Below are 19,103 nucleotides of genomic sequence, written 5' to 3' on the forward strand. Positions count from 1 at the left end.
AACGGAAAGACGGCCATGAGGTACGACACCGGGCGGGCGGTCCCGGCGGCTTCCGTCCTCGCCTGCCGGACCGAAAGGCGAGACGGAGCTGACCGTCATATGACCAGTGGGTAAGGTCGATGCCGTGCCGAAGCCGCTCAGCCTTCCCTTCGATCCCATCGCACGCGCAGACGAACTCTGGCAGCAGCGCTGGGGTCCGGTGCCCTCGATGGGCGCGATCACCTCGATCATGCGCGCGCACCAGATCCTGCTCGCCGAGGTCGACGCGGCGGTCAAACCGTACGGGCTGACCTTCGCCCGGTACGAGGCGCTGGTGCTGCTCACCTTCTCCAAGGCGGGCGAGCTGCCGATGTCCAAGATCGGCGAGCGGCTGATGGTCCACCCGACGTCCGTCACCAACACTGTCGACCGGCTGGCGAAGTCGGGGCTGGTCGACAAGCGTCCCAATCCCAACGACGGCCGCGGCACGCTCGCCTCCATCACGGAGAAGGGCCGCAAGGTGGTGGACGCCGCCACCCGCGATCTGATGGACATGGACTTCGGTCTCGGGGCGTACGACGCGGAGGAGTGCGCGGAGATCTTCGCGATACTGCGCCCGCTGCGGGTCGCGGCCCGGGACTTCGAGGAGTGAGCGGGCGGCCCCCGCGGAGATCGCCCGGAACGTGCCGGTTACGCTCGACGGCATGAAGAAGAGCGTGCTGACCCGATACCGGGTGATGGCATACGTCACCGCCGTCATGCTGCTGCTGCTGTGCACCTGCATGGTGTTCAAGTACGGCTTCGACAAGGGCGAGGGCCTCACGCTCGTGGTCTCGCAGATCCACGGCGTGCTCTACATCATCTATCTGATCTTCGCCTTCGACCTCGGCTCGAAGGCCCGCTGGCCGTTCGGCAAGCTGGTCTGGGTGCTGCTGTCCGGCACCATCCCGACCGCCGCCTTCTTCGTGGAGCGCAAGGTCGTCCGCGAGGTCGAGCCGCTGATCGCCGACCCGGCGCCGGCCGCCGTCAAGGTCTGATCCCACCGCTCCGGCCCCGTCCCGGTCCGTATCGAGGCCGTCCGCACGAGACGCGGGCGGCTCATCGGTCGACATTTACTTGGACGTCCTAGTAAATTCGAGGTATGGACGGTGTAGGCAGGGACGGTATGGACTCGGACGCCATCGAAGAGGGCCGCCTGCGCTGGCAGGCCCGGTTCGACAAGGCACGCAAGCGCGACGCGGACTTCACGACGCTCTCCGGTGACCCGGTGGAGCCCGTCTACGGGCCCAGGCCCGGCGACACCTATGAGGGCTTCGAGCGGATCGGCTGGCCCGGCGAGTATCCCTTCACCCGAGGACTCCATCCGACCGGCTACCGCGGCCGGACCTGGACCATCCGGCAGTTCGCCGGCTTCGGCAACGCCCAGCAGACCAATGAGCGCTACAAGATGATCCTGGCGGCGGGCGGCGGCGGGCTCTCCGTGGCGTTCGACATGCCCACGCTCATGGGCCGCGACTCCGACGACCCGCGCTCGCTCGGCGAGGTCGGACACTGCGGCGTCGCCATCGACTCGGCCGCCGACATGGAGATCCTCTTCGGTGACATCCCGCTCGGCGATGTCACCACCTCGATGACGATCAGCGGCCCGGCGGTCCCGGTCTTCTGCATGTACCTCGTCGCGGCGGAGCGGCAGGGCGTCGATCCGGCCGTCCTCAACGGCACGCTCCAGACCGACATCTTCAAGGAGTACATCGCGCAGAAGGAGTGGCTCTTCCAGCCGGAGCCGCATCTGCGTCTGATCGGCGATCTGATGGAGCACTGCGCGCGCTCCATCCCGGCGTACAAGCCTCTCTCCGTCTCCGGCTACCACATCCGCGAAGCGGGCGCGACGGCCGCGCAGGAGCTGGCCTACACCCTCGCGGACGGCTTCGGCTATGTGGAGCTGGGCCTCAGCAGGGGCCTGGACGTGGACACCTTCGCGCCCGGTCTTTCCTTCTTCTTCGACGCGCACCTCGACTTCTTCGAGGAGATCGCGAAGTTCCGCGCGGCCCGGCGGATCTGGGCGCGCTGGATGAAGGAGGTGTACGGCGCGCGCACCGACAAGGCGCAGTGGCTGCGCTTCCACACCCAGACGGCCGGAGTCTCGCTGACCGCGCAGCAGCCGTACAACAATGTCGTACGGACCGCCGTGGAGGCTCTCTCGGCCGTCCTCGGCGGCACGAACTCGCTGCACACCAACGCGCTCGACGAGACGCTCGCGCTGCCGAGCGAGCAGGCCGCCGAGATCGCGCTGCGCACGCAGCAGGTGCTGATGGAGGAGACCGGCGTCGCCAATGTGGCCGACCCGCTCGGCGGCTCCTGGTACGTCGAGCAGCTCACGGACCGGATCGAGGCCGAGGCCGAGAAGATCTTCGACCAGATCAAGGAACGGGGCCTGCGGGCCCATCCGGACGGACGGCATCCGATCGGGCCGGTCACCTCGGGCATTCTGCGCGGCATCGAGGACGGCTGGTTCACCGGCGAGATCGCCGAGTCCGCCTTCCAGTATCAGCGCTCGCTGGAGAAGGGCGACAAGCGGGTCGTCGGCGTCAACGTCCACCACGGCTCGGTCACCGGCGACCTGGAGATCCTGCGCGTCAGCCACGAGGTCGAGCGCGACCAGGTCCAGGTCCTCGGCGACCGCAGGGCCGCGCGCGACGACGCGCGGGTGCGTACGGCTCTGGAGGCCATGCTGGCCGCCGCCCGCGACGGCTCCAACATGATCGCTCCGATGCTGGAGGCGGTCCGGGCGGAGGCGACGCTCGGCGAGATCTGCGGCGTCCTGCGGGACGAGTGGGGCACGTACACGGAGCCGCCCGGATTTTAAGGGCTGTCCCGACAGGGCCCGGGGTCGCGGAAGGCGCGGTGGAAAATCGGTGGCCAGAGGTGTGACGGTCCGGTAGGAAGGCTGCCATGACTGCCGCCTCCGCGCCTCCGCCCGCCACTCAGAGTCCTGTCGACCGGCGGACCTTTGTCCGCGCCACACTCGATCTGGGTGATGTGCTGCTGCGGCCGTGGGGTCCCTGGGGCGCCGAGCGGGAGGAGGTGCTGGACGGCCTGGTCTCCGCCGCGGCGGATCCGCTGATAGCCCTCTGGAACCCTCTCGCGACCGCCGACCGCGCCGCCGCCACGGCCTGGCTGGACGCCCGCGACCAGGGCTGGGAGCGCGGTGTCGGTGCCGCCTTCGCCGTGCTCGCCGCCGACGGCGCGCTGCTGGGCAGTGTCAGTGTGCGCTGGGTCGACCGCGCGGACGGGCTGGCGATGACCGGCTACTGGACCCTGCCGGAGGCGCGCGGCCGGCGGGTGGCGACCAGAGCGACCGCGGCGGCGACCGCCTGGGCCTTCGCGACGGCCGGCGCCCGCCGGATCGAGATCGCTCACGCGGTCGGCAACGAGCCGTCCTGCCGACTGGCTCTGCGCTGCGGTTACCCGGCGGAAGGCACGCTGCGCGACTCGCACCTCTTCGGTGACGGCGCCTACCACGACGAGCATCTGCACGCCCGCCTGGCCGCCGACCCGGAACCGGCCGGTCTCGCCGTGGAGGCGACCGCGTACACCGCGGTGACCAGCGGCTGACCGCCGCGCGCCGAGGGCACCTGTACCGCCGCCGGGCGTCCGGCGGCGGCTCCGGCAGACGCGTGCTGGCTCATACCTCTGAGTGAGAGCTAAAATGCTTGTATGTCCACGGAGGAGTTCCATGACTCGCTCGCCGGAGTGCTGGCCGGTGTCCAGCGGACGATCCGGCGGCGGCTGCGCGACGGTCTGACCACACCGCCGCTGCGTGGCGCACAGGTCGAACTCCTGAGACTGGTCACGGCCCGTCCCGGCATACGGGTCTCGGCGGCGGCCAAGGAGCTGTATCTCGCGGGCAATTCGGTCTCCACGCTGGTCAACCAGCTCAGCCGGGCCGGTTATCTGCGCCGCGAGACCGATCCGGACGACCGCCGCTCCGCGCTGCTGCTGCCGACTCCGGCGGCCGAGTCCCGGCTGCGCGCCTGGGAGACACGCCGCAGCGCGCTCATGCGTGAGCAGGTGGAACGTCTGACGGACGAGGAACGGGCGGCCCTCGCCGCGGCGCTCCCGGCGCTGCGCAGGCTCGCCCAGAACCTGCACCAGGAAGTGGAGGGCATATGAGCGAGGATGTGCCAACAGGACCCGAGCGCCCCGACGCGCCGGACGCCGTCACCTGCAGCGGCCTGAACTATCGGTTCGGCGAGACGAAGGCCGTCAACGACCTCGACCTCTCGGTGGGCGCGGGCGAGGTCTTCGGCCTTCTCGGCCCGAACGGCGCCGGCAAGACCACCGCGATCCGCTGTATCACCACGCTGCTGCCCGTCCCGGCGGGCATGGTGCGGGTGTTCGGCCACGACGCCGCGAAGGAGAAGATGGCGGTGCGCCGCCTGCTCGGTTACGTACCGCAGCAGCTCTCCGCCGATTCCGCGCTGACCGGCCGGGAGAATGTGACGCTGTTCGCGCGTGTCTTCGACGTCTCCCGCCGCGAGCGCGCCGAGCGCGTCGCGCAGGCGCTGGAGGCGGTCGATCTGACCGGCGCGGCCGACCGGATGGCCAAGACCTACTCCGGCGGCATGATCCGCCGCCTCGAACTCGCGCAGGCGCTGGTCAGCGCGCCCAGGCTGCTGATGCTGGACGAGCCGACCATCGGCCTCGACCCGATCGCGCGCACCAGCGTCTGGGAGCACATCAACGCCGTACGGAACGCCACGGGCATGACCGTCCTGGTCACCACGCACTACATGGACGAGGCCGACCAGTACTGCGACCGCGTCGCGCTGATGCACCACGGACAGATCCGCGCGCTCGGCACGCCGGAGGAGCTGAGGGCCGATCTGCGGGAGCGCCGCCGGGCCTCGGGAGCCAAGGATGCCGCGCCGACGCTGGAGGACGTCTTCCGCGATGTGGCCGGCAGCGGCCTCGACGAGGAAGGAGGCGACTTCCGTGATGTCCGAAGCACCCGCCGCACGGCGTCCCGCGTCGGCTGAGGCCCTGGATCCCGGCCGGCTGGATCTGCTTCTCGTAGCGCCGCGCGCGCGTACGGGCTGGCGCGTCCTGCCCGCCAGGGTCATCGCGATGTGTGTGGTCGAGCTCCAGAAGCTGCGCCACGACCGGACCGAGCTGTACACCCGGGCGATCCAGCCGGCCCTGTGGCTGCTGATCTTCGGTGAGACATTCACCCGGATCAAGGCCATCCCGACCGGCGGCATCCCGTACATCGACTATCTCGCGCCCGGCATCATCGCCCAGTCCGCGATGTTCATCGCGATCTTCTACGGGATCATGATCATCTGGGAGCGGGACGCGGGCATCCTCACCAAACTGCTGGTGACGCCGACTCCGAGAGCGGCGCTGATCAGCGGCAAGGCGTTCGCCTCCGGCGTCAAGGCGCTGATCCAGGCGGTGGTGGTGATCGTCATCGCCGCGGCCCTCGGCGTGGGACTGACCTGGAATCCGCTGAAACTGCTGGGAGTCGCCGTCGCGGTGGTCCTCGGCTCCGCCTTCTTCTCCTGTCTGTCCATGACGATCGCGGGCATCGTGCTGACGCGCGACCGGCTGATGGGCATCGGCCAGGCCATCACCATGCCGCTCTTCTTCGCCTCCAACGCCCTCTATCCGGTGGCGATCATGCCGGGATGGCTCCAGGTGGTGAGCAAGATCAACCCGCTGAGCTATCAGGTCGACGCCCTGCGCGGGCTGTTGCTCGGGACGTCCTCGCACCTTCTGCTCGATTACGGCGTGCTGCTCGCGGCCGCGGCGGCCGGTATCGCGGCGGCCTCGTCGCTGCTGGGACGCCTGGCGAGATGAGCCGGTCCGGCCGCCGGTCCGCGAGTCCGCCGGTCCGCCGGTCCGTCAGAGAGGCGGCGCGGCGACCGGCGGCGGCGTCGACGCGGCGGTGGCCAGGCCGCCGAGCAGCAGCGCGGTGAAGCCGCGCGCCCACTGCCGGTCCACCGGTTCGGCGCTGACCAGCGAGCGGTGTACCACCGCGCCGGCGATCACATCGAAGATCAGATCCGCGCTGCGCGCCGCGGTCGTCTCGTCCGGCTCGCGCGGGAGTTCACCACGGAGCTGGGCACGTTCCCGTCCGAGCAGCACCAGCCGCTTCTGGCGGTGCACGATCGAGTCGCGGATCCGCCGCCGCAGCGCCTCGTCCCGGGTCGACTCCGCGACCACCGCCATCAGCGCGGTCTTGGTCTCCGGCAGCTCCAGCAGCGCTCCGAACTGGAGCACCACTCCTTCGACATCGGTGGCCAGGCTGCCGCTGTCGGGGAGTTCGAGCTCGTCGAAGAGGACCGCCACCGCGTCGACCACCAGCTCGCTCTTGCCGGCCCAGCGCCGGTAGAGAGTGGTCTTGGCGACGCCCGCGCGGGTCGCCACATAGCCCATCGTCAGCCTGGACCAGCCCAGTTCCACCAGCGCGGCCCGGGTCGCCTCCAGGATCGCGGAGTCGGCCGCGGCGCTGCGCGGACGGCCCGTACGGCTCGCGTCGGACCCGCGTGCGTCGGACATCCCCGCGTCGGACATAGGGCCTCCGTCGGGGCGGGTGCGGCTACACATGAACGCGACCATACCGGCCAGTAGGCGATCCGCTGTGATCCAGTTCACCGGGAGAATCTCGCGCGCGTACCGGAAGGTGAAGTTACGCTACGACCCGTAGCGAAAGCCGTGACCGGCTCACAGCGACGACCACTGACGTCCGGGTGGGGACCCGGCGTCGACCTCGGGACCGCGTCTGTCCGTACACCTCGCACACCGGCGGGGACGGCCGGACAGACCGCTTTCCTTACGGCGCGGGCGCATCGCTTTCCTGAAGTGTGCGCCGAAGGGGGAGGATGTACTCATGCAGCCTAGGAACATGTCCATGAGCGGCGTCGTCGACCTCGCCGCGGTGAAGGCGGCCGGTGAGGCCAAGGCCAAGGCCGAGCAGGCCCGCGCGGAGGCGGCCCGTCACGGTGGCACCGGTGCCGTACCTCCCTCCAGCCTGGTGATCGATGTCGACGAAGCCGGCTTCGAGCGCGATGTCCTCCAGCGGTCCACCGAGGTCCCGGTCGTCATCGACTTCTGGGCCGAGTGGTGCGAGCCGTGCAAGCAGCTCAGTCCGGTACTGGAGCGGCTGGCGCGGGAGTACAACGGCCGGTTCGTCCTCGCCAAGATCGATGTCGACGCCAACCAGATGCTGATGCAGCAGTTCGGGATCCAGGGCATTCCCGCGGTCTTCGCGGTGGTGGCCGGCCAGGCGCTGCCGCTCTTCCAGGGCGCGGCCCCGGAGACCCAGATCCGCCAGACCCTCGACCAGTTGATCCAGGTGGGTGAGGAGCGCTTCGGGCTCACCGGCATCGCCGTCGACGCCGGCGCGGAGGCGGACACGGACGAGGAGCGGGAAGCCGTCGTCCCCGAAGGACCGTACGACGCCCTGCTGGAAGCGGCCGTACAGGCCCTGGACGCCAATGACTTCGCGGGTGCCTCGCGGGCGTACCGGAACGTGCTCGCGGACGACCCCGGCAACACCGAGGCCAAGCTGGGTCTCGCGCAGGCCGAACTGCTCGCGCGAGTACAGGGCATGGACCAGCAGCAGGTGCGCAAGGACGCGGCGGAGAAGCCGGAGGACGTCCAGGCGCAGATCGCCGCGGCGGACCTCGATCTGGTCGGCGGACATGTGGAGGACGCCTTCGGCCGGCTGGTGGAGGCCGTGCGCCGTACGTTCGGCGAGGACCGCGACGCGGCGCGGCTGCGGCTGCTGGAGCTGTTCGAGGTCATCGGCGGCGACGACCCGAGAGTGACGGCGGCGCGGTCGGCCCTGGCGCGCGTTCTCTTCTGATCCGCCGGCGCGCCGGGCATGCCGGGCACGCGGCGACCGCGGGCGTGTCGTGCGTGCCCGGCGCGCCGAGGGCTTGGTGGCGCGCCGCGAATTTGGCGGCAGAGTGACAACAGCGGCCACACTTTGCCAAAACTTGGCAAACGCGGCTGCTGTTACTCGCAGTAAATCAACCCTGCCGATCTGTCCCTCTATGGCGGGCAACCGCCGTTAATGTCGCGCGAGTTGACGGCACCCTGTGTGGCCGCCCGGTACCGGCGCGTCGACGGCTGGTTATCGGGCCGTTACTAGCCAGTAACGAACCCCCTTGTGTCATGGGCGTGAATGCACCACGATCGTCGACGCTCGGTCCAATACCGCACCAGCACGGCAGCCGGTCGCGCCGTCGGTCCTGGGTCCCCACCGAGCGGACCGGCGGCAGCGCCGCCGGCCCGGACAGGGGGGTTCCTGCCTACGGGCAGGGCCTGTCCAGAGGTTGCGCGAAGGCGTGGCCAGTGGTTGTCGCTCGGGGGTGATCGCCGGTGGTTCCGGGCGCGCCTCGCGCCTCCGGAACAGGCGCTCTCCTTCCCGAGGACGTAGCACTTCTCCCATCCCAGGACGGGCTCCGGCCCGGTCCGGAGATGTACGTCCGAGAAGGAGGAAATTCATGGAGTCCCAAGTCCGTGGCGGAACCAGATGGAAGCGGTTCGCTGTCGTCATGGTGCCCAGCGTGGCCGCGACGGCAGCGATAGGTGTCGCCCTCGCACAGGGGGCGCTGGCCGCGTCGTTCAGCGTGTCGGGCCAGAGCTTCAAGGTGAGGGCCGACAAGCTGGTCGGTCACGATTTCGTGCAGTACGGCGGAGTCGCCAAGGGCACCGACCTGGAGGGCAAGGAGGCCATCCACCCGGTGGCCGTCTCCGGCTTCAAGCGGGCCGAGATCACGAACATGTGCCAGTCCGTGGTCACTCCGCTGCCGCTGCTCAACACGAGCGTGACGCTGGTCCTGAGGGCCGGCGACAAGGGCACCGATATCACGGCGGAGAACCTCTACCTCGATGTCGAGTCGCTGGACGCCGACGCTGTGTTCAAGAACATCGACATCGGTGTCGCGGCCGGCCAGAACAAGTCCCCGGGCATCCAGAAGGGGACGGAGGCAAACCCGTACGGCTTCGCCCAGCAGGCCGAGAAGGCCACGCTGACCGATGTGAAGCAGACGGCCTGGGCAACCACCGCGGGCACCTTCAGGCTTCCTGACCTGAACCTGAGGCTCAACGTCGGTGATCCCAAGAAGTACGAGTGCTACTAGGGTCTTTCGTCTGGATCGGCCCGGCGAGATCCGGACGAGAGGCCCTGTGCACGACCCTCGGGCGGGCCGGACGTGTTCGTAGGACTGTCCGGCCCGCTCGGCCCCCTGTTCTCTTTTCGCGACACCGCTTTCCAGGGAGCTGTTTTCCATGAGCGCCGAGTCCACAGGTTCCCGCGGATTCACCTACTGGCGGCTTCGGTTCCGTGCCTGGCGAGGCGCCCGGCCGTTCTGGGCGGGCCTGTTCACTCTTTTCGGCGGGCTGCCGATCGCCTACTTCCCTTACGCGCAGCTCCACCTCGGCAATCTCACACTGGCCATGTCCACCACGGCCGGCGCGGGTTCGCTGATCATCGGCGTACTGCTGGTGACACTCGGGCTGACGATGTGGTTCCACAGCATTGTCCGGGTCTTCGCCGGTGTCGCGGCCATTCTGCTGGCGCTGGTCTCGATCCCGGTCTCCAATATCGGCGGCTTTCTCGTGGGCTTCCTGTTCGCTCTGCTCGGTGGCGCGCTCTCCATCTCGTGGGCACCGGGCAGGCCCGTCGAACCGGCCGCCGAGCACGACACCCCCCACCAGGCACCGGAGCCCAGCGGCGACGGTGACTCCTTCTTCCCCGCACCGCGCGACGGGGAGGACCCGAACGTGACGGATATGACTGCCCACGCCAACGGCGGGAGGAACAGTGCGGGGTGACGAAGCGCAGCGGATCGCGGCCGGACGCGAAGATTCCCGGGTGAGAAGAGGGCCGCGCCACGCGGCTCCGAGGAAGTCGCTCCTGACCAAGCTGCAGATACCCGCCGGCAAGGCGATGGCTCTGGCCGCGATGCCGACGGCGGTCTTCGTGGGCATGGGGCTCACTCCCCGGCTCGCGCTGGCCGACGACAGCAGGGACATCCCGTACGCGCCGGGCCCGTGCGTGACCCGCTCGGACGATCCGGACGCGTCCGCGTCGCCGTCCGCGTCGGAGTCACCGAAGCCCGGCGAGTCGCCGTCGGCGACACCGGCGCCGTCCGCGAGCGGTACGGCCGGACCGGGCGGGGACGGTACGGGGCCACGGCCGCCGGGCAGTTCGGCCCCGGAGCCGCCCGGGTCCACGCCGCCGGACGCGCCCGCCGATCCCGGGCCGACGCCGACGAAGACCAGGAATCCGCTGGACCCGCTGGGGCTGGGAGACGCGCTCGGGGATCTGCTCGGCCTTCCCGGTGAGAAGCCGGCGAACGCTCCGGCGTCCGGCGCTCCCGCCGCCGGGAAGCCGGGCGAGAAGCCGGCCGGGAAACCGGCGGCCGGGCAGGAGCCGGACCGTCCGGTGGGCGACGCGGTGGACGGGGCCGTCGACGGGGCGGCGGACGCGACCAAGGACGCCATCAAGGACGCGGCGGAGAAGGCCGGCGCCACCGTCGAGGAACTGGACGAGGACGCCAAGGGGCTCGACGCCCGCGAGGACGAAGACCTGCCGGCAGGCGCGGACGGCAAGGAACCCTTCCCGTGCCCGACCGCCGATCCCGACGCTCTCGCCGCGGCCGAACTGGAGCCGTCCATACCGCTGTTGCCGGACGACCCGTGGACGCTGCGGAGTTCGGTGCTGACGCTGAACGGTCTCGACTACCACGGCATCGTCGAGGTGAAGACCGGCAGCGGCAAGATCAAGAAGGCGCTGAAGTTCACGGCCGCCACACTGGACATCAAGGACCTGCACCAGACCGTCGTCTATCCGGCGGGCAGGACGGCCCATGTGAAGGCGCGCGCGGGCTCCACCTCCACCATCCGCGGTGGCGAAGTGACGATGTACACCGAGGAGTTGAAGGGCAATCTCTTCGGCCTGATCCCGATCACGTTCAGTCCGGAGACGCCGCCGCCGGTGAACGTCCCATTCGCCTTCTTCACCGATGTCCAGGTCACTCAGGCGGGCCAGTTCGGCGGCACTCTCACCGTCCCCGGCCTGCAGAACTACCTCACGGACTGAACAGACTCCCGGGAGCCGCGGGAAAACTGTGGCCCGCACCGGCGCGTTCGGCGCGTTCGGCGCGGGCCACAGCCTTGTGCCGGGCCCGGCCGCCGTACGCGCCTGGGACGTGTCTGACAGATAGCGCCGTCCGCCCGGAGGGCGGGGCCCGCGACGTCTGGTGCGTGCGGTCCCAAGGCGGAGGATCATCCGTGTACTGGACGTACTCGGATGACTCCGACAACGCGGTGAGCGTGCGTGCCAGGCGTCGCAGGCCAGGCGGGATGTGTCAGACAGGGCCTAGGACACGGTCCGGACGCCGTCCCGGTCGATGGCGCGGGCGCGGGCCACGAGCGGCCGGGAGGCCACGGTGACGGCGACGGAGACGGCGGCGACGGCGGTCATCGCGGTGCCGGGCGCGAGGTGCTGGGCGAGGCCGCCGGCGATCGCGGCGCCGATGCCCTGCCATGTCATCCGTCCGGCGGACTCGACGCCCTGGACCTGGCCGCGTACCGGATCGGGGGTCAGTTCGAGAAGCCGCTCCTGGAGCGGCAGGGTGGCGGCGAATCCGGCACTGGCGGCGAACACCGCGAACGCCGCGACCAGGACCGGCGGATGGACGGCGAACAGCAGATACGGCGCGGCGAGCAGCAGCCGCAGAGCGAACGCGCAGCGGCGCCGCCGGTCCGCGCTGAGCAGCCGGCCGACGGTCAGGTCCCCGAGGAGCATGCCCGCCGATCCGGCGGCCAGGAAGACGCCGGCGTGGTCCGGGTCGTAGGAGATGAACAGCGCCTCGCAGCCGACGACCAGACCGTTGGGCACCCACAGGTTCAGCAGCAGCGCCCGCTGGCCCGCGTGCGAGAAGAGCGCGGCGTTCGTCTTCCAGGTCTGACGCAGTCCGGGACGGCGGGTGAGACGGATCGAGTGGTCCCGGACGGTGCCCGCCAGCACGGCCAGCCCGAGTCCGGTCAGGACCGCGGCGACGACGAAGACCTCTGCCGGGCTCAGATACCGCAGCAGCACGGCGCCGATCGCGTAGCCGAGGATCGCCGTGCCACCGGAGGTGATGTTCATCAGGGAACGCGCCGGCGCGTAGGCGGAGTCCGGTACGACCTCGACGAGCAGTCCCATCCGCGTGCCGGTCGCCAGCGACTGGAAGAACCCCAGTACCAGGAGCAGGACGAACCGGGCCGCCAGCGGAAGTCCCGGGATCGCCTGCGCGGCGACTCCGGCCAGCGAGACGCACTGGAGCGCGACGACGGTCCGGCGCGGCCGCCGTCCGTCCGCGACCGACATCAGCGTCAGGGCACCGAGCACGGCGGCGAAGGTGGCGCCGTACATGCTCACGGCCGTCAGGAACGGAGAGCGGGTCTGGTGGTTGACCAGCGTGCCGAGTGCGAAGCCCGACAAGGTGGTGGCGGCGGCCGTCAAGGTGAAGCTGACGTACAGGCCGGTGAACTCGCTGACGCGGAGCAGATCGCGATAGGTGGTGGTGGCGGGCCCGGTGGGCGCGGGAGTGTCGGAAGGCATGAAAAAAGCCTCCGGACGCTCCCGCTGGGAGCCGCCGAAGGCCAACGCGCTCAATTTTAGCAGCGGGCCCGGAAGACCACCGGACCGCGTCGCCGGACGCCCCCGTACGCCACTGGGCCGCGTCCCGTCCGGGACGCGGCCCACCGTCGTACGGGCATACGCGTCAGTCGTGTTCGCCGCCCAGGTGGTGCACCCGGACCATGTTCGTCGTGCCGGAGACGCCGGGAGGAGAGCCCGCCGTGATGACCATGACGTCGCCCTCGCTGTAGCGCTGGAGCTTCAGCACCTCGGCGTCGACGATGTCGACCATCGCGTCCGTGTTGTCCACGTGCGGAGCCACGAAGGACTCGACGCCCCAGCTCAGAGCGAGCTGGTTGCGGACCGACTCGTCCGTGGTGAAGGCCAGGATCGGCTGGACCGCGCGGTAGCGGGAGAGACGGCGGGCCGTGTCACCGGACTTGGTGAAGGCGACCAGCGCCTTGCCGTCCAGGAAGTCCGCGATCTCGCAGGCCGCGCGGGCCACCGAACCGCCCTGGGTGCGCGGCTTCTTGCCCGGGACCAGCGGCTGGAGGCCCTTGGCCAGCAGCTCCTCCTCGGCGGCGACCACGATCTTCGACATCGTCTTGACCGTCTCGATCGGGTACGCGCCGACCGAGGACTCGGCGGAGAGCATGACCGCGTCCGCGCCGTCCAGGATCGCGTTCGCGACGTCGGACGCCTCGGCGCGGGTGGGACGGGAGTTGGTGATCATCGACTCCATCATCTGGGTCGCCACGATCACCGGCTTGGCGTTGCGGCGGCACAGCTCGATCAGCCGCTTCTGCACCATCGGGACCTTTTCGAGCGGATACTCGACGGCCAGGTCACCACGGGCGACCATGACACTGTCGAAGGCCGCGACGACCGCCTCCATGTTGGCGACCGCCTGCGGCTTCTCCACCTTGGCGATGACGGGGACGCGGCGGCCCTCCTCGTCCATGATCTTGTGTACGTCGAGCACGTCGTGCGCGTCCCTGACGAACGAGAGCGCGACCATGTCGCAGCCCATCCGCAGGCCGAAGCGCAGATCCTCGATGTCCTTCTCCGACAGGGCCGGGACATTCACCGCCGTGCCGGGCAGGTTGATGCCCTTGTGGTCGGAGATCACACCGCCCTCGATGACGATGGACTTGACCCGGGGCCCGTCGACCTCGACCACACGCAGCTCGACGTTGCCGTCGTTGATCAGGATCTGGTCGCCCTTGGAGACATCGCCGGGCAGGCCCTTGTACGTGGTGCCGCAGATGGACTTGTCACCGGCGACGTCCTCGGTGGTGATGGTGAACTCGTCACCGCGCACCAGCTCGACCGGGCCCTCGGCGAAGGTCTCCAGGCGGATCTTGGGACCCTGGAGGTCGACGAGGACGCCGACCGCGCGGCCGGTGTCGCTCGCCGCCGCGCGGACGCGGTGATACCGCTCCTCGTGCTCCGGGTGGCTCCCGTGGCTCATGTTCAGACGGGCCACATTCATACCGGCCTCGATGAGCGACTTGAGCTGCTCGTAGGAGTCGACGGCGGGGCCCAGTGTGCAGACGATTTTGGAACGGCGCATGAGGCGGATCCTATCGGTTTGTTTCGACGCGGAATATTCCGACTGGTGGAAAGTACAAATGGGCGGGCACGCGCTCAGGCGTCGACCGTGCGAGCTCCACCGACCAGTGCGAAGGTCTGCTGCGCGATTTCCAGCTCCTCGTCGGTCGGGACCACGGCCACCACGACCCGGGCATCGTCCGGCGAGATGATCCGCGCCTCGCCGGAACGTACGGTATTGCGCGCGGCGTCCACCGCCAGGCCCAGCGGCTCCAGACCTGCGACAGCGGCTTCCCGCACCTCGGCCGCGTTCTCGCCGACGCCCGCCGTGAAGACCACCGCGTCCACCCGGCCGAGGACCGCGCTGTAGGCGCCGATGTACTTCTTCAACCGGTGGATGTAGATGTCGAAGGCGAGCCGCGCCCGCTCGTCGCCCGCGTCGATCCGGCGGCGGATCTCACGCATGTCGTTGTCCCCGCAGAGGCCGACGAGACCGCTTTTCTTGTTGAGAAGTTCATCGATCTCGTCCACGGACATTCCGGCGACCCGCTTCAGATGGAAGGTCACGGCCGGATCGATGTCTCCGGAACGCGTACCCATCACCAGCCCCTCCAACGGGGTCAGTCCCATCGATGTGTCCACACACCGGCCACCGGCGACGGCCGACGCCGAGGCGCCGTTGCCGAGATGCAGGACGATGACATTCACCTCGGCCGGATCCCGGCCCAGCAGCTCGGCGGCCCTGCGCGAGACATACGCGTGCGAGGTGCCGTGAAAGCCGTAGCGGCGGATGCGATGGGCGTCCGCCGTCTCCACGTCGATGGCGTAGCGGTACGCGTACTCCGGCATCGTCGTATGGAAGGCGGTGTCGAAGACGGCGACCTGCGGCAGGTCCGGGCGCAGTTCACGCGCGGTACGGATCCCGGCGATGTTCGCCGGCATGTGCAGCGGTCCGAGCGGACGCAGCCGCTCCAGGGTCGCCATGACCTCATCGGTCACCACGGTGGGATCGGTCAGCTCTATGCCGCCGTGCAGCACCCGGTGGCCGACCGCCAGCAGCTCCGGTGAGTCCAGCCCGAGCCCGTCGCGGCTCAGCTCCTCCGAGACCACCTTGAGAGCCTCCGTGTGGTCGGCGACCGGACCCTTGCGCTCACGCTTCTCGGAGCCCTCCGGCGTCAGCGTGGTGTGCGTCACCCGGGAGTCCTGCTCACCGATGCGCTCGACCAGGCCGAGCGCGAGCCGGGAGCTGTCCCGCATGTCCAGTAGCTGGTATTTCACCGACGAGGAACCGGAGTTGAGGACAAGGACACGGGTGGCGTGCGCGGTCACGGATCGAGTGCCTTCTGTTGTGGTGGTCGTCGTGGTGGTGAAAACGGTGGTGGAGGCGGTGGTGGAGGCGGCGGTGGAGGCGGCGGTCACTCGGTCTCGTCCTGCGCCTGGATCGCCGTGATCGCGACGGTGTTGACGATGTCCTGGACGAGCGCTCCGCGCGAGAGGTCGTTGACCGGCTTGCGCAGGCCCTGGAGCACCGGACCCACGGCCACGGCTCCGGCCGAGCGCTGCACGGCCTTGTAGGTGTTGTTGCCGGTGTTCAGGTCCGGGAAGATCAGCACCGTCGCGCGGCCCGCCACCTCGGAGCCGGGCAGCTTGGTCGCGGCGACGGACGGCTCCACCGCCGCGTCGTACTGGATCGGTCCCTCGATCCGCAGATCGGGCCGGGCGCCGCGCACCAGCTTGGTGGCCTCGCGCACCTTGTCGACATCCGCTCCCGAGCCGGAGGTGCCGGTCGAGTACGAGAGCATCGCGATGCGCGGATCCACTCCGAACCGGGCGGCGGTGGCGGCGGACTGGACGGCGATGTCCGCGAGCTGCTCCGCGTCCGGATCCGGGTTCACCGCGCAGTCGCCGTACACCAGGACCTCGTCGGCGAGACACATGAAGAAGACCGAGGAGACGATCGAGGCGGATCCCTTCGTCTTGATGATCTCGAAGGCCGGCCGGATGGTCGCCGCCGTCGAGTGCACCGCGCCCGACACCATGCCGTCGGCCAGGCCCTCCTGGACCATCAGCGTGCCGAAGTAGTTCGCGTCCGCCACCACGTCGTACGCCAGCTCCACCGTGACGCCCTTGTGGGCGCGCAGCTCCGCGTACCGCTCCGCGAAGCCGCGGCGCAGCTCCGAGACGGCCGGGTCGATCAGCCGCGCCGTGCTCAGATCGATACCGAGGTCGGCTGCCTTCTTGCGGATGGTCTCGGTGTCACCGAGCAGGGTCAGATCGCACACGTCACGGCGCAGGAGTACGTCGGCGGCGCGCAGCACGCGTTCCTCCGAGCCTTCCGGCAGGACGACCCGGCGGCGGTGCGCGCGGGCCTGCTCCAGCAGCGCGTGCTCGAACATCATCGGAGTCACCCGGCCGCTGCGGGCCACCGACATCCGGGCCAGCAGATCGGCGGTGTCCACATGACGCTCGAACAAGCCGAGCGCGGTCTCCGCCTTGCGCGGTGTGGACGCGTTCAACTTCCCTTCCAGACCGAAGAGTTCGGTCGCGGTGGGAAAGGAGCGGCCCGGCACCGAGACGACGGGCGTGCCGGGCGCGAGCCGGGCGGCGAGCGTCAGGATGGACTCGCCGGGCCGCTCGTCGAGCGTGAGCAGCACGCCCGCGATGGGCGGAGTGCCCGCCGAGTGGGCGGCGAGCGCGCCGACCACCAGATCGGCCCGGTCGCCGGGCGTGACGACCATGCAGCCGGGCGTCAGCGCGCCCAGGAAGTTCGGCAGCATCGCGCCGCCGAAGACAAAGTCCAGCGCGTCCCTGGCCAGGCCCGAATCGTCGCCGAGCAGCACCGTGCCGCCGAGGGCCTGGGTGATCTGGGCGACGGTCGGCGCGGCGAGCGCCGGCTCGTCCGGCAGTACGTAGCAGGGCACCGGCAGCCCGGCCGTCAGCCGCTCGGCGATGGCCGCGCGGTCCTCGGCGGCGACCCGGTTGACGACCATGGCCAGCACATCGCATCCCAGGACCTCATAGGCCCGGTGGGCGTTGCGCGCCTCGGCCCGCACCGACTCGGCCGACTGTCCCTTGCCGCCCACCACGGCTATCACGGAGGCGCCGAACTCGTTGGCGAGCCTGGCGTTCAGGGACAGCTCGTCGGGAAGCTGAGTGGCGGCGAAGTCGGTGCCGAGGACAAGGACGACCTCGTACTCGCGCGCCACTTGGTGAAACCGGTCCACCAGCCGGGACACCAGCTCGTCGGTGCCCTGTTCGGCCTGGAGCGCGGACGCCTCGTGGTAGTCGAGGCCATAGACCGTGGCCGGGTCCTGGGACAGCCGGTAGCGGGTCCGCAGCAGCTCGAAGAGGCGGTCCGGTCCGTCGTGCACCAGCGGCCGGAAGACTCCCACCCGGTCCACCTGGCGGGTCAGAAGCTCCATCACTCCCAGCTCGACGACCTGCCGCCCGTCACCGCGGTCGATCCCGGTCACGTACACGCTGCGCGTCACGCGTGCTCTCCCGTCCATGCTCGTGTGGGACTCCCGCGCCGACGGTGTGTCCGCGCGCCCGTGGGATGTCCCGGCTCGTGTGAACACATTCCCGTTAGGGTGGCAATGCCCTCTTGACAATACCTCCGTGGGTGGCTAGGCCCTGTCCGGCCGACCGTCGCGGGCCGACCGCACAGGAACGGGGCCTCCCGCGGTGAAAAACGTGAGGAACCACCAGCCCGGACGATCCGGATCGTCCGTGGGAGGATCGGACTGGCTCATGCTTCGGGGCCGAGGCCCGGCCCCCAGAAAAGCACAGCACTAGCGAGCAGGAGACACAGCACGATGCGTATCGGAGTTCTCACCGCAGGCGGCGACTGTCCCGGCCTGAACGCAGTGATCCGTTCGGTCGTGCACCGCGCCATGACCGGCTACGGAGACGAAGTCATCGGCTTCGAGGACGGGTTCAAGGGACTGCTCGACGGCCACTTCCGTCCTCTCGACCTCAATGCCGTCAGCGGCATCCTGGCTCGCGGCGGCACCATCCTCGGCTCGGCCCGGCTGGAGCGCGGCCGGCTGCGCGAAGCCGCCGAGAACTGCGCCGAGTTGGCCCGCCGGTACGGCATCGACGCGCTCATCCCGATCGGCGGCGAAGGCACGCTCACCGCGGCCCGGCTGCTCTCCGACGCGGGAATGCCGGTCGTCGGCGTACCGAAGACCATCGACAACGACATCTACTCGACCGACCGCACCTTCGGCTTCGACACCGCCGTCATGGTCGCCACCGAGGCCATCGACCGGCTCAAGACCACCGCCGAATCGCACCAGCGCGTGATGGTCGTCGAGGTCATGGGACGGCACGCGGGCTGGATCGCGCTGGAGTCCGGCATGGCCGGCGGTGCGCACGGCATCTGCCTGCCGGAGCGGCCGTTCGAGGTCGACAGCCTGGTGAAAATGGTCGAGGCGCGCTTCTCGCGCGGCAAGAAGTTCGCGGTGATCTGCGTGGCCGAAGGCGCGCATCCGGCACAGGGCACGATGGAGTACGGCAAAGGCGAGATCGACCAGTTCGGCCACGAACGCTTCCAGGGCATCGGCAACCGTCTCGCGGCGGAGCTGGAGCGGCGCCTCGGCAAGGAGGCCAGGCCGGTCATCCTCGGTCATGTGCAGCGCGGTGGCACACCGACGGCGTACGACAGGGTGCTCGCGACCCGCTTCGGCTGGCACGCGGTGGAGGCGGCGCACCGCGGCGAGTTCGGCCGGATGACGGCGCTGCGCGGCACGGCGGTCGAGATGGTCCCGCTCGCGGAGGCCGTCACACAGCTCAAGCGGGTGCCGGAGGACAGGATGTTCGAAGCGGAATCCGTCTTCTAACGGGTCGCCTCCGGCGGGGGTTGCGGGTTGCGGTCCGGTTTGGGCGGGGCCCGGTGGTGTGGTGCGGGTTGTCGCCGGCGGGGGTGGCG

General features: G+C 69.9%; 17 protein-coding genes. 12 read left to right on the forward strand and 5 right to left on the reverse strand.

The features are described 5' to 3' along the window. Positions 1–124: 124 nt before the first annotated feature. The 7 genes from PV679_RS29440 (at position 125) to PV679_RS29470 (ending at position 5,838) form a co-directional block, all read left to right on the forward strand. Complete coding sequence (locus tag PV679_RS29440; protein ID WP_319683572.1) at positions 125–631, forward strand: MarR family transcriptional regulator; 507 nt, start codon at positions 125–127, stop codon at positions 629–631. Positions 632–683: 52 nt separating this feature from the next. Continuing rightward, the gene (locus tag PV679_RS29445; RefSeq protein ID WP_319683573.1) at positions 684–1,016 is read left to right on the forward strand and encodes a DUF3817 domain-containing protein; all 333 of its coding nucleotides are present in this window, start codon (positions 684–686) and stop codon (positions 1,014–1,016) included. A gap of 128 nt (positions 1,017–1,144) precedes the next feature. Beyond that, complete coding sequence (locus PV679_RS29450) at positions 1,145–2,845, forward strand: methylmalonyl-CoA mutase (RefSeq protein ID WP_319683596.1); 1,701 nt, start codon at positions 1,145–1,147, stop codon at positions 2,843–2,845. 86 nt (positions 2,846–2,931) lie between these two features. Beyond that, positions 2,932–3,594, forward strand: a complete 663-nt coding sequence (locus PV679_RS29455) for a GNAT family N-acetyltransferase (protein ID WP_319683575.1) — start codon at positions 2,932–2,934, stop codon at positions 3,592–3,594. Between the two features lie 102 nt (positions 3,595–3,696). Continuing rightward, positions 3,697–4,152, forward strand: coding sequence for a MarR family winged helix-turn-helix transcriptional regulator (locus tag PV679_RS29460; RefSeq protein ID WP_319683577.1), 456 nt, complete (start codon positions 3,697–3,699; stop codon positions 4,150–4,152). Further along, complete coding sequence (locus PV679_RS29465) at positions 4,149–5,018, forward strand: ABC transporter ATP-binding protein (RefSeq protein WP_319683578.1); 870 nt, start codon at positions 4,149–4,151, stop codon at positions 5,016–5,018. Before PV679_RS29460 ends, PV679_RS29465 begins: the two co-directional genes overlap by 4 nt. Next, positions 4,978–5,838: an ABC transporter permease gene (locus PV679_RS29470; RefSeq protein ID WP_319683580.1), complete on the forward strand. Its 861-nt coding sequence runs from the start codon at positions 4,978–4,980 to the stop codon at positions 5,836–5,838. Before PV679_RS29465 ends, PV679_RS29470 begins: the two co-directional genes overlap by 41 nt. A gap of 45 nt (positions 5,839–5,883) precedes the next feature. Here the strand turns inward: PV679_RS29470 and PV679_RS29475 are convergent, their stop codons facing one another. After that, positions 5,884–6,555 carry a TetR/AcrR family transcriptional regulator gene (locus tag PV679_RS29475; RefSeq protein ID WP_319683581.1) on the reverse strand — a complete coding sequence of 224 codons (672 nt, stop codon included), beginning with the start codon at positions 6,553–6,555 and terminating at the stop codon, positions 5,884–5,886. Positions 6,556–6,871: 316 nt separating this feature from the next. Here PV679_RS29475 and PV679_RS29480 point away from each other — a divergent pair, with 316 nt between their 5' ends. From PV679_RS29480 to PV679_RS29495, 4 genes are all read left to right on the forward strand, one after another. Next, on the forward strand, positions 6,872–7,849 hold the full coding sequence (locus tag PV679_RS29480; protein WP_319683582.1) for a tetratricopeptide repeat protein: 978 nt from the start codon (positions 6,872–6,874) through the stop codon (positions 7,847–7,849). Between the two features lie 643 nt (positions 7,850–8,492). Beyond that, positions 8,493–9,131, forward strand: coding sequence for a DUF6230 family protein (locus PV679_RS29485; protein ID WP_319683584.1), 639 nt, complete (start codon positions 8,493–8,495; stop codon positions 9,129–9,131). Between the two features lie 148 nt (positions 9,132–9,279). Continuing rightward, positions 9,280–9,825, forward strand: a complete 546-nt coding sequence (locus tag PV679_RS29490) for a DUF6114 domain-containing protein (protein ID WP_319683585.1) — start codon at positions 9,280–9,282, stop codon at positions 9,823–9,825. After that, positions 9,815–11,095 carry a hypothetical protein gene (locus PV679_RS29495; RefSeq protein WP_319683586.1) on the forward strand — a complete coding sequence of 427 codons (1,281 nt, stop codon included), beginning with the start codon at positions 9,815–9,817 and terminating at the stop codon, positions 11,093–11,095. Before PV679_RS29490 ends, PV679_RS29495 begins: the two co-directional genes overlap by 11 nt. A 279-nt stretch (positions 11,096–11,374) precedes the next feature. Here PV679_RS29495 and PV679_RS29500 read toward each other — a convergent pair whose 3' ends face one another. The 4 genes from PV679_RS29500 to pta form a co-directional block, all read right to left on the reverse strand. Beyond that, positions 11,375–12,604, reverse strand: coding sequence for an MFS transporter (locus PV679_RS29500; protein ID WP_319683587.1), 1,230 nt, complete (start codon positions 12,602–12,604; stop codon positions 11,375–11,377). A gap of 163 nt (positions 12,605–12,767) precedes the next feature. Continuing rightward, positions 12,768–14,195 carry a pyruvate kinase gene (gene pyk / locus PV679_RS29505; protein ID WP_319683588.1) on the reverse strand — a complete coding sequence of 476 codons (1,428 nt, stop codon included), beginning with the start codon at positions 14,193–14,195 and terminating at the stop codon, positions 12,768–12,770. 74 nt (positions 14,196–14,269) lie between these two features. Next, positions 14,270–15,502, reverse strand: a complete 1,233-nt coding sequence (locus tag PV679_RS29510) for an acetate kinase (RefSeq protein WP_319683598.1) — start codon at positions 15,500–15,502, stop codon at positions 14,270–14,272. 86 nt (positions 15,503–15,588) lie between these two features. Continuing rightward, positions 15,589–17,664: a phosphate acetyltransferase gene (pta, locus tag PV679_RS29515; protein ID WP_319683590.1), complete on the reverse strand. Its 2,076-nt coding sequence runs from the start codon at positions 17,662–17,664 to the stop codon at positions 15,589–15,591. Between the two features lie 324 nt (positions 17,665–17,988). Between pta and PV679_RS29520 the strand changes: the two genes are divergently transcribed. Further along, complete coding sequence (locus PV679_RS29520; RefSeq protein ID WP_319683592.1) at positions 17,989–19,014, forward strand: ATP-dependent 6-phosphofructokinase; 1,026 nt, start codon at positions 17,989–17,991, stop codon at positions 19,012–19,014. Positions 19,015–19,103 lie beyond the last annotated feature (89 nt).

Source organism: Streptomyces sp. AK02-01A, from assembly GCF_033795305.1.
Lineage (GTDB): Bacteria > Actinomycetota > Actinomycetes > Streptomycetales > Streptomycetaceae > Streptomyces.

What these genes read in the sequence shown, in the direction of transcription:
- PV679_RS29465 (WP_319683578.1), top strand. Translation starts at nt 4,149, where the DNA reads ATGAGCGAGGATGTGCCAACAGGACCCGAGCGCCCCGACGCGCCGGAC.
- PV679_RS29460 (WP_319683577.1), top strand. Translation starts at nt 3,697, where the DNA reads ATGTCCACGGAGGAGTTCCATGACTCGCTCGCCGGAGTGCTGGCCGGT.
- pyk (WP_319683588.1), bottom strand. Translation starts at nt 14,195, where the DNA reads ATGCGCCGTTCCAAAATCGTCTGCACACTGGGCCCCGCCGTCGACTCC.
- PV679_RS29485 (WP_319683584.1), top strand. Translation starts at nt 8,493, where the DNA reads ATGGAGTCCCAAGTCCGTGGCGGAACCAGATGGAAGCGGTTCGCTGTC.
- PV679_RS29445 (WP_319683573.1), top strand. Translation starts at nt 684, where the DNA reads ATGAAGAAGAGCGTGCTGACCCGATACCGGGTGATGGCATACGTCACC.
- PV679_RS29475 (WP_319683581.1), bottom strand. Translation starts at nt 6,555, where the DNA reads ATGTCCGACGCGGGGATGTCCGACGCACGCGGGTCCGACGCGAGCCGT.
- PV679_RS29455 (WP_319683575.1), top strand. Translation starts at nt 2,932, where the DNA reads ATGACTGCCGCCTCCGCGCCTCCGCCCGCCACTCAGAGTCCTGTCGAC.
- PV679_RS29480 (WP_319683582.1), top strand. Translation starts at nt 6,872, where the DNA reads ATGCAGCCTAGGAACATGTCCATGAGCGGCGTCGTCGACCTCGCCGCG.
- PV679_RS29450 (WP_319683596.1), top strand. Translation starts at nt 1,145, where the DNA reads ATGGACTCGGACGCCATCGAAGAGGGCCGCCTGCGCTGGCAGGCCCGG.
- PV679_RS29500 (WP_319683587.1), bottom strand. Translation starts at nt 12,604, where the DNA reads ATGCCTTCCGACACTCCCGCGCCCACCGGGCCCGCCACCACCACCTAT.
- PV679_RS29490 (WP_319683585.1), top strand. Translation starts at nt 9,280, where the DNA reads ATGAGCGCCGAGTCCACAGGTTCCCGCGGATTCACCTACTGGCGGCTT.
- PV679_RS29520 (WP_319683592.1), top strand. Translation starts at nt 17,989, where the DNA reads ATGCGTATCGGAGTTCTCACCGCAGGCGGCGACTGTCCCGGCCTGAAC.
- PV679_RS29470 (WP_319683580.1), top strand. Translation starts at nt 4,978, where the DNA reads ATGTCCGAAGCACCCGCCGCACGGCGTCCCGCGTCGGCTGAGGCCCTG.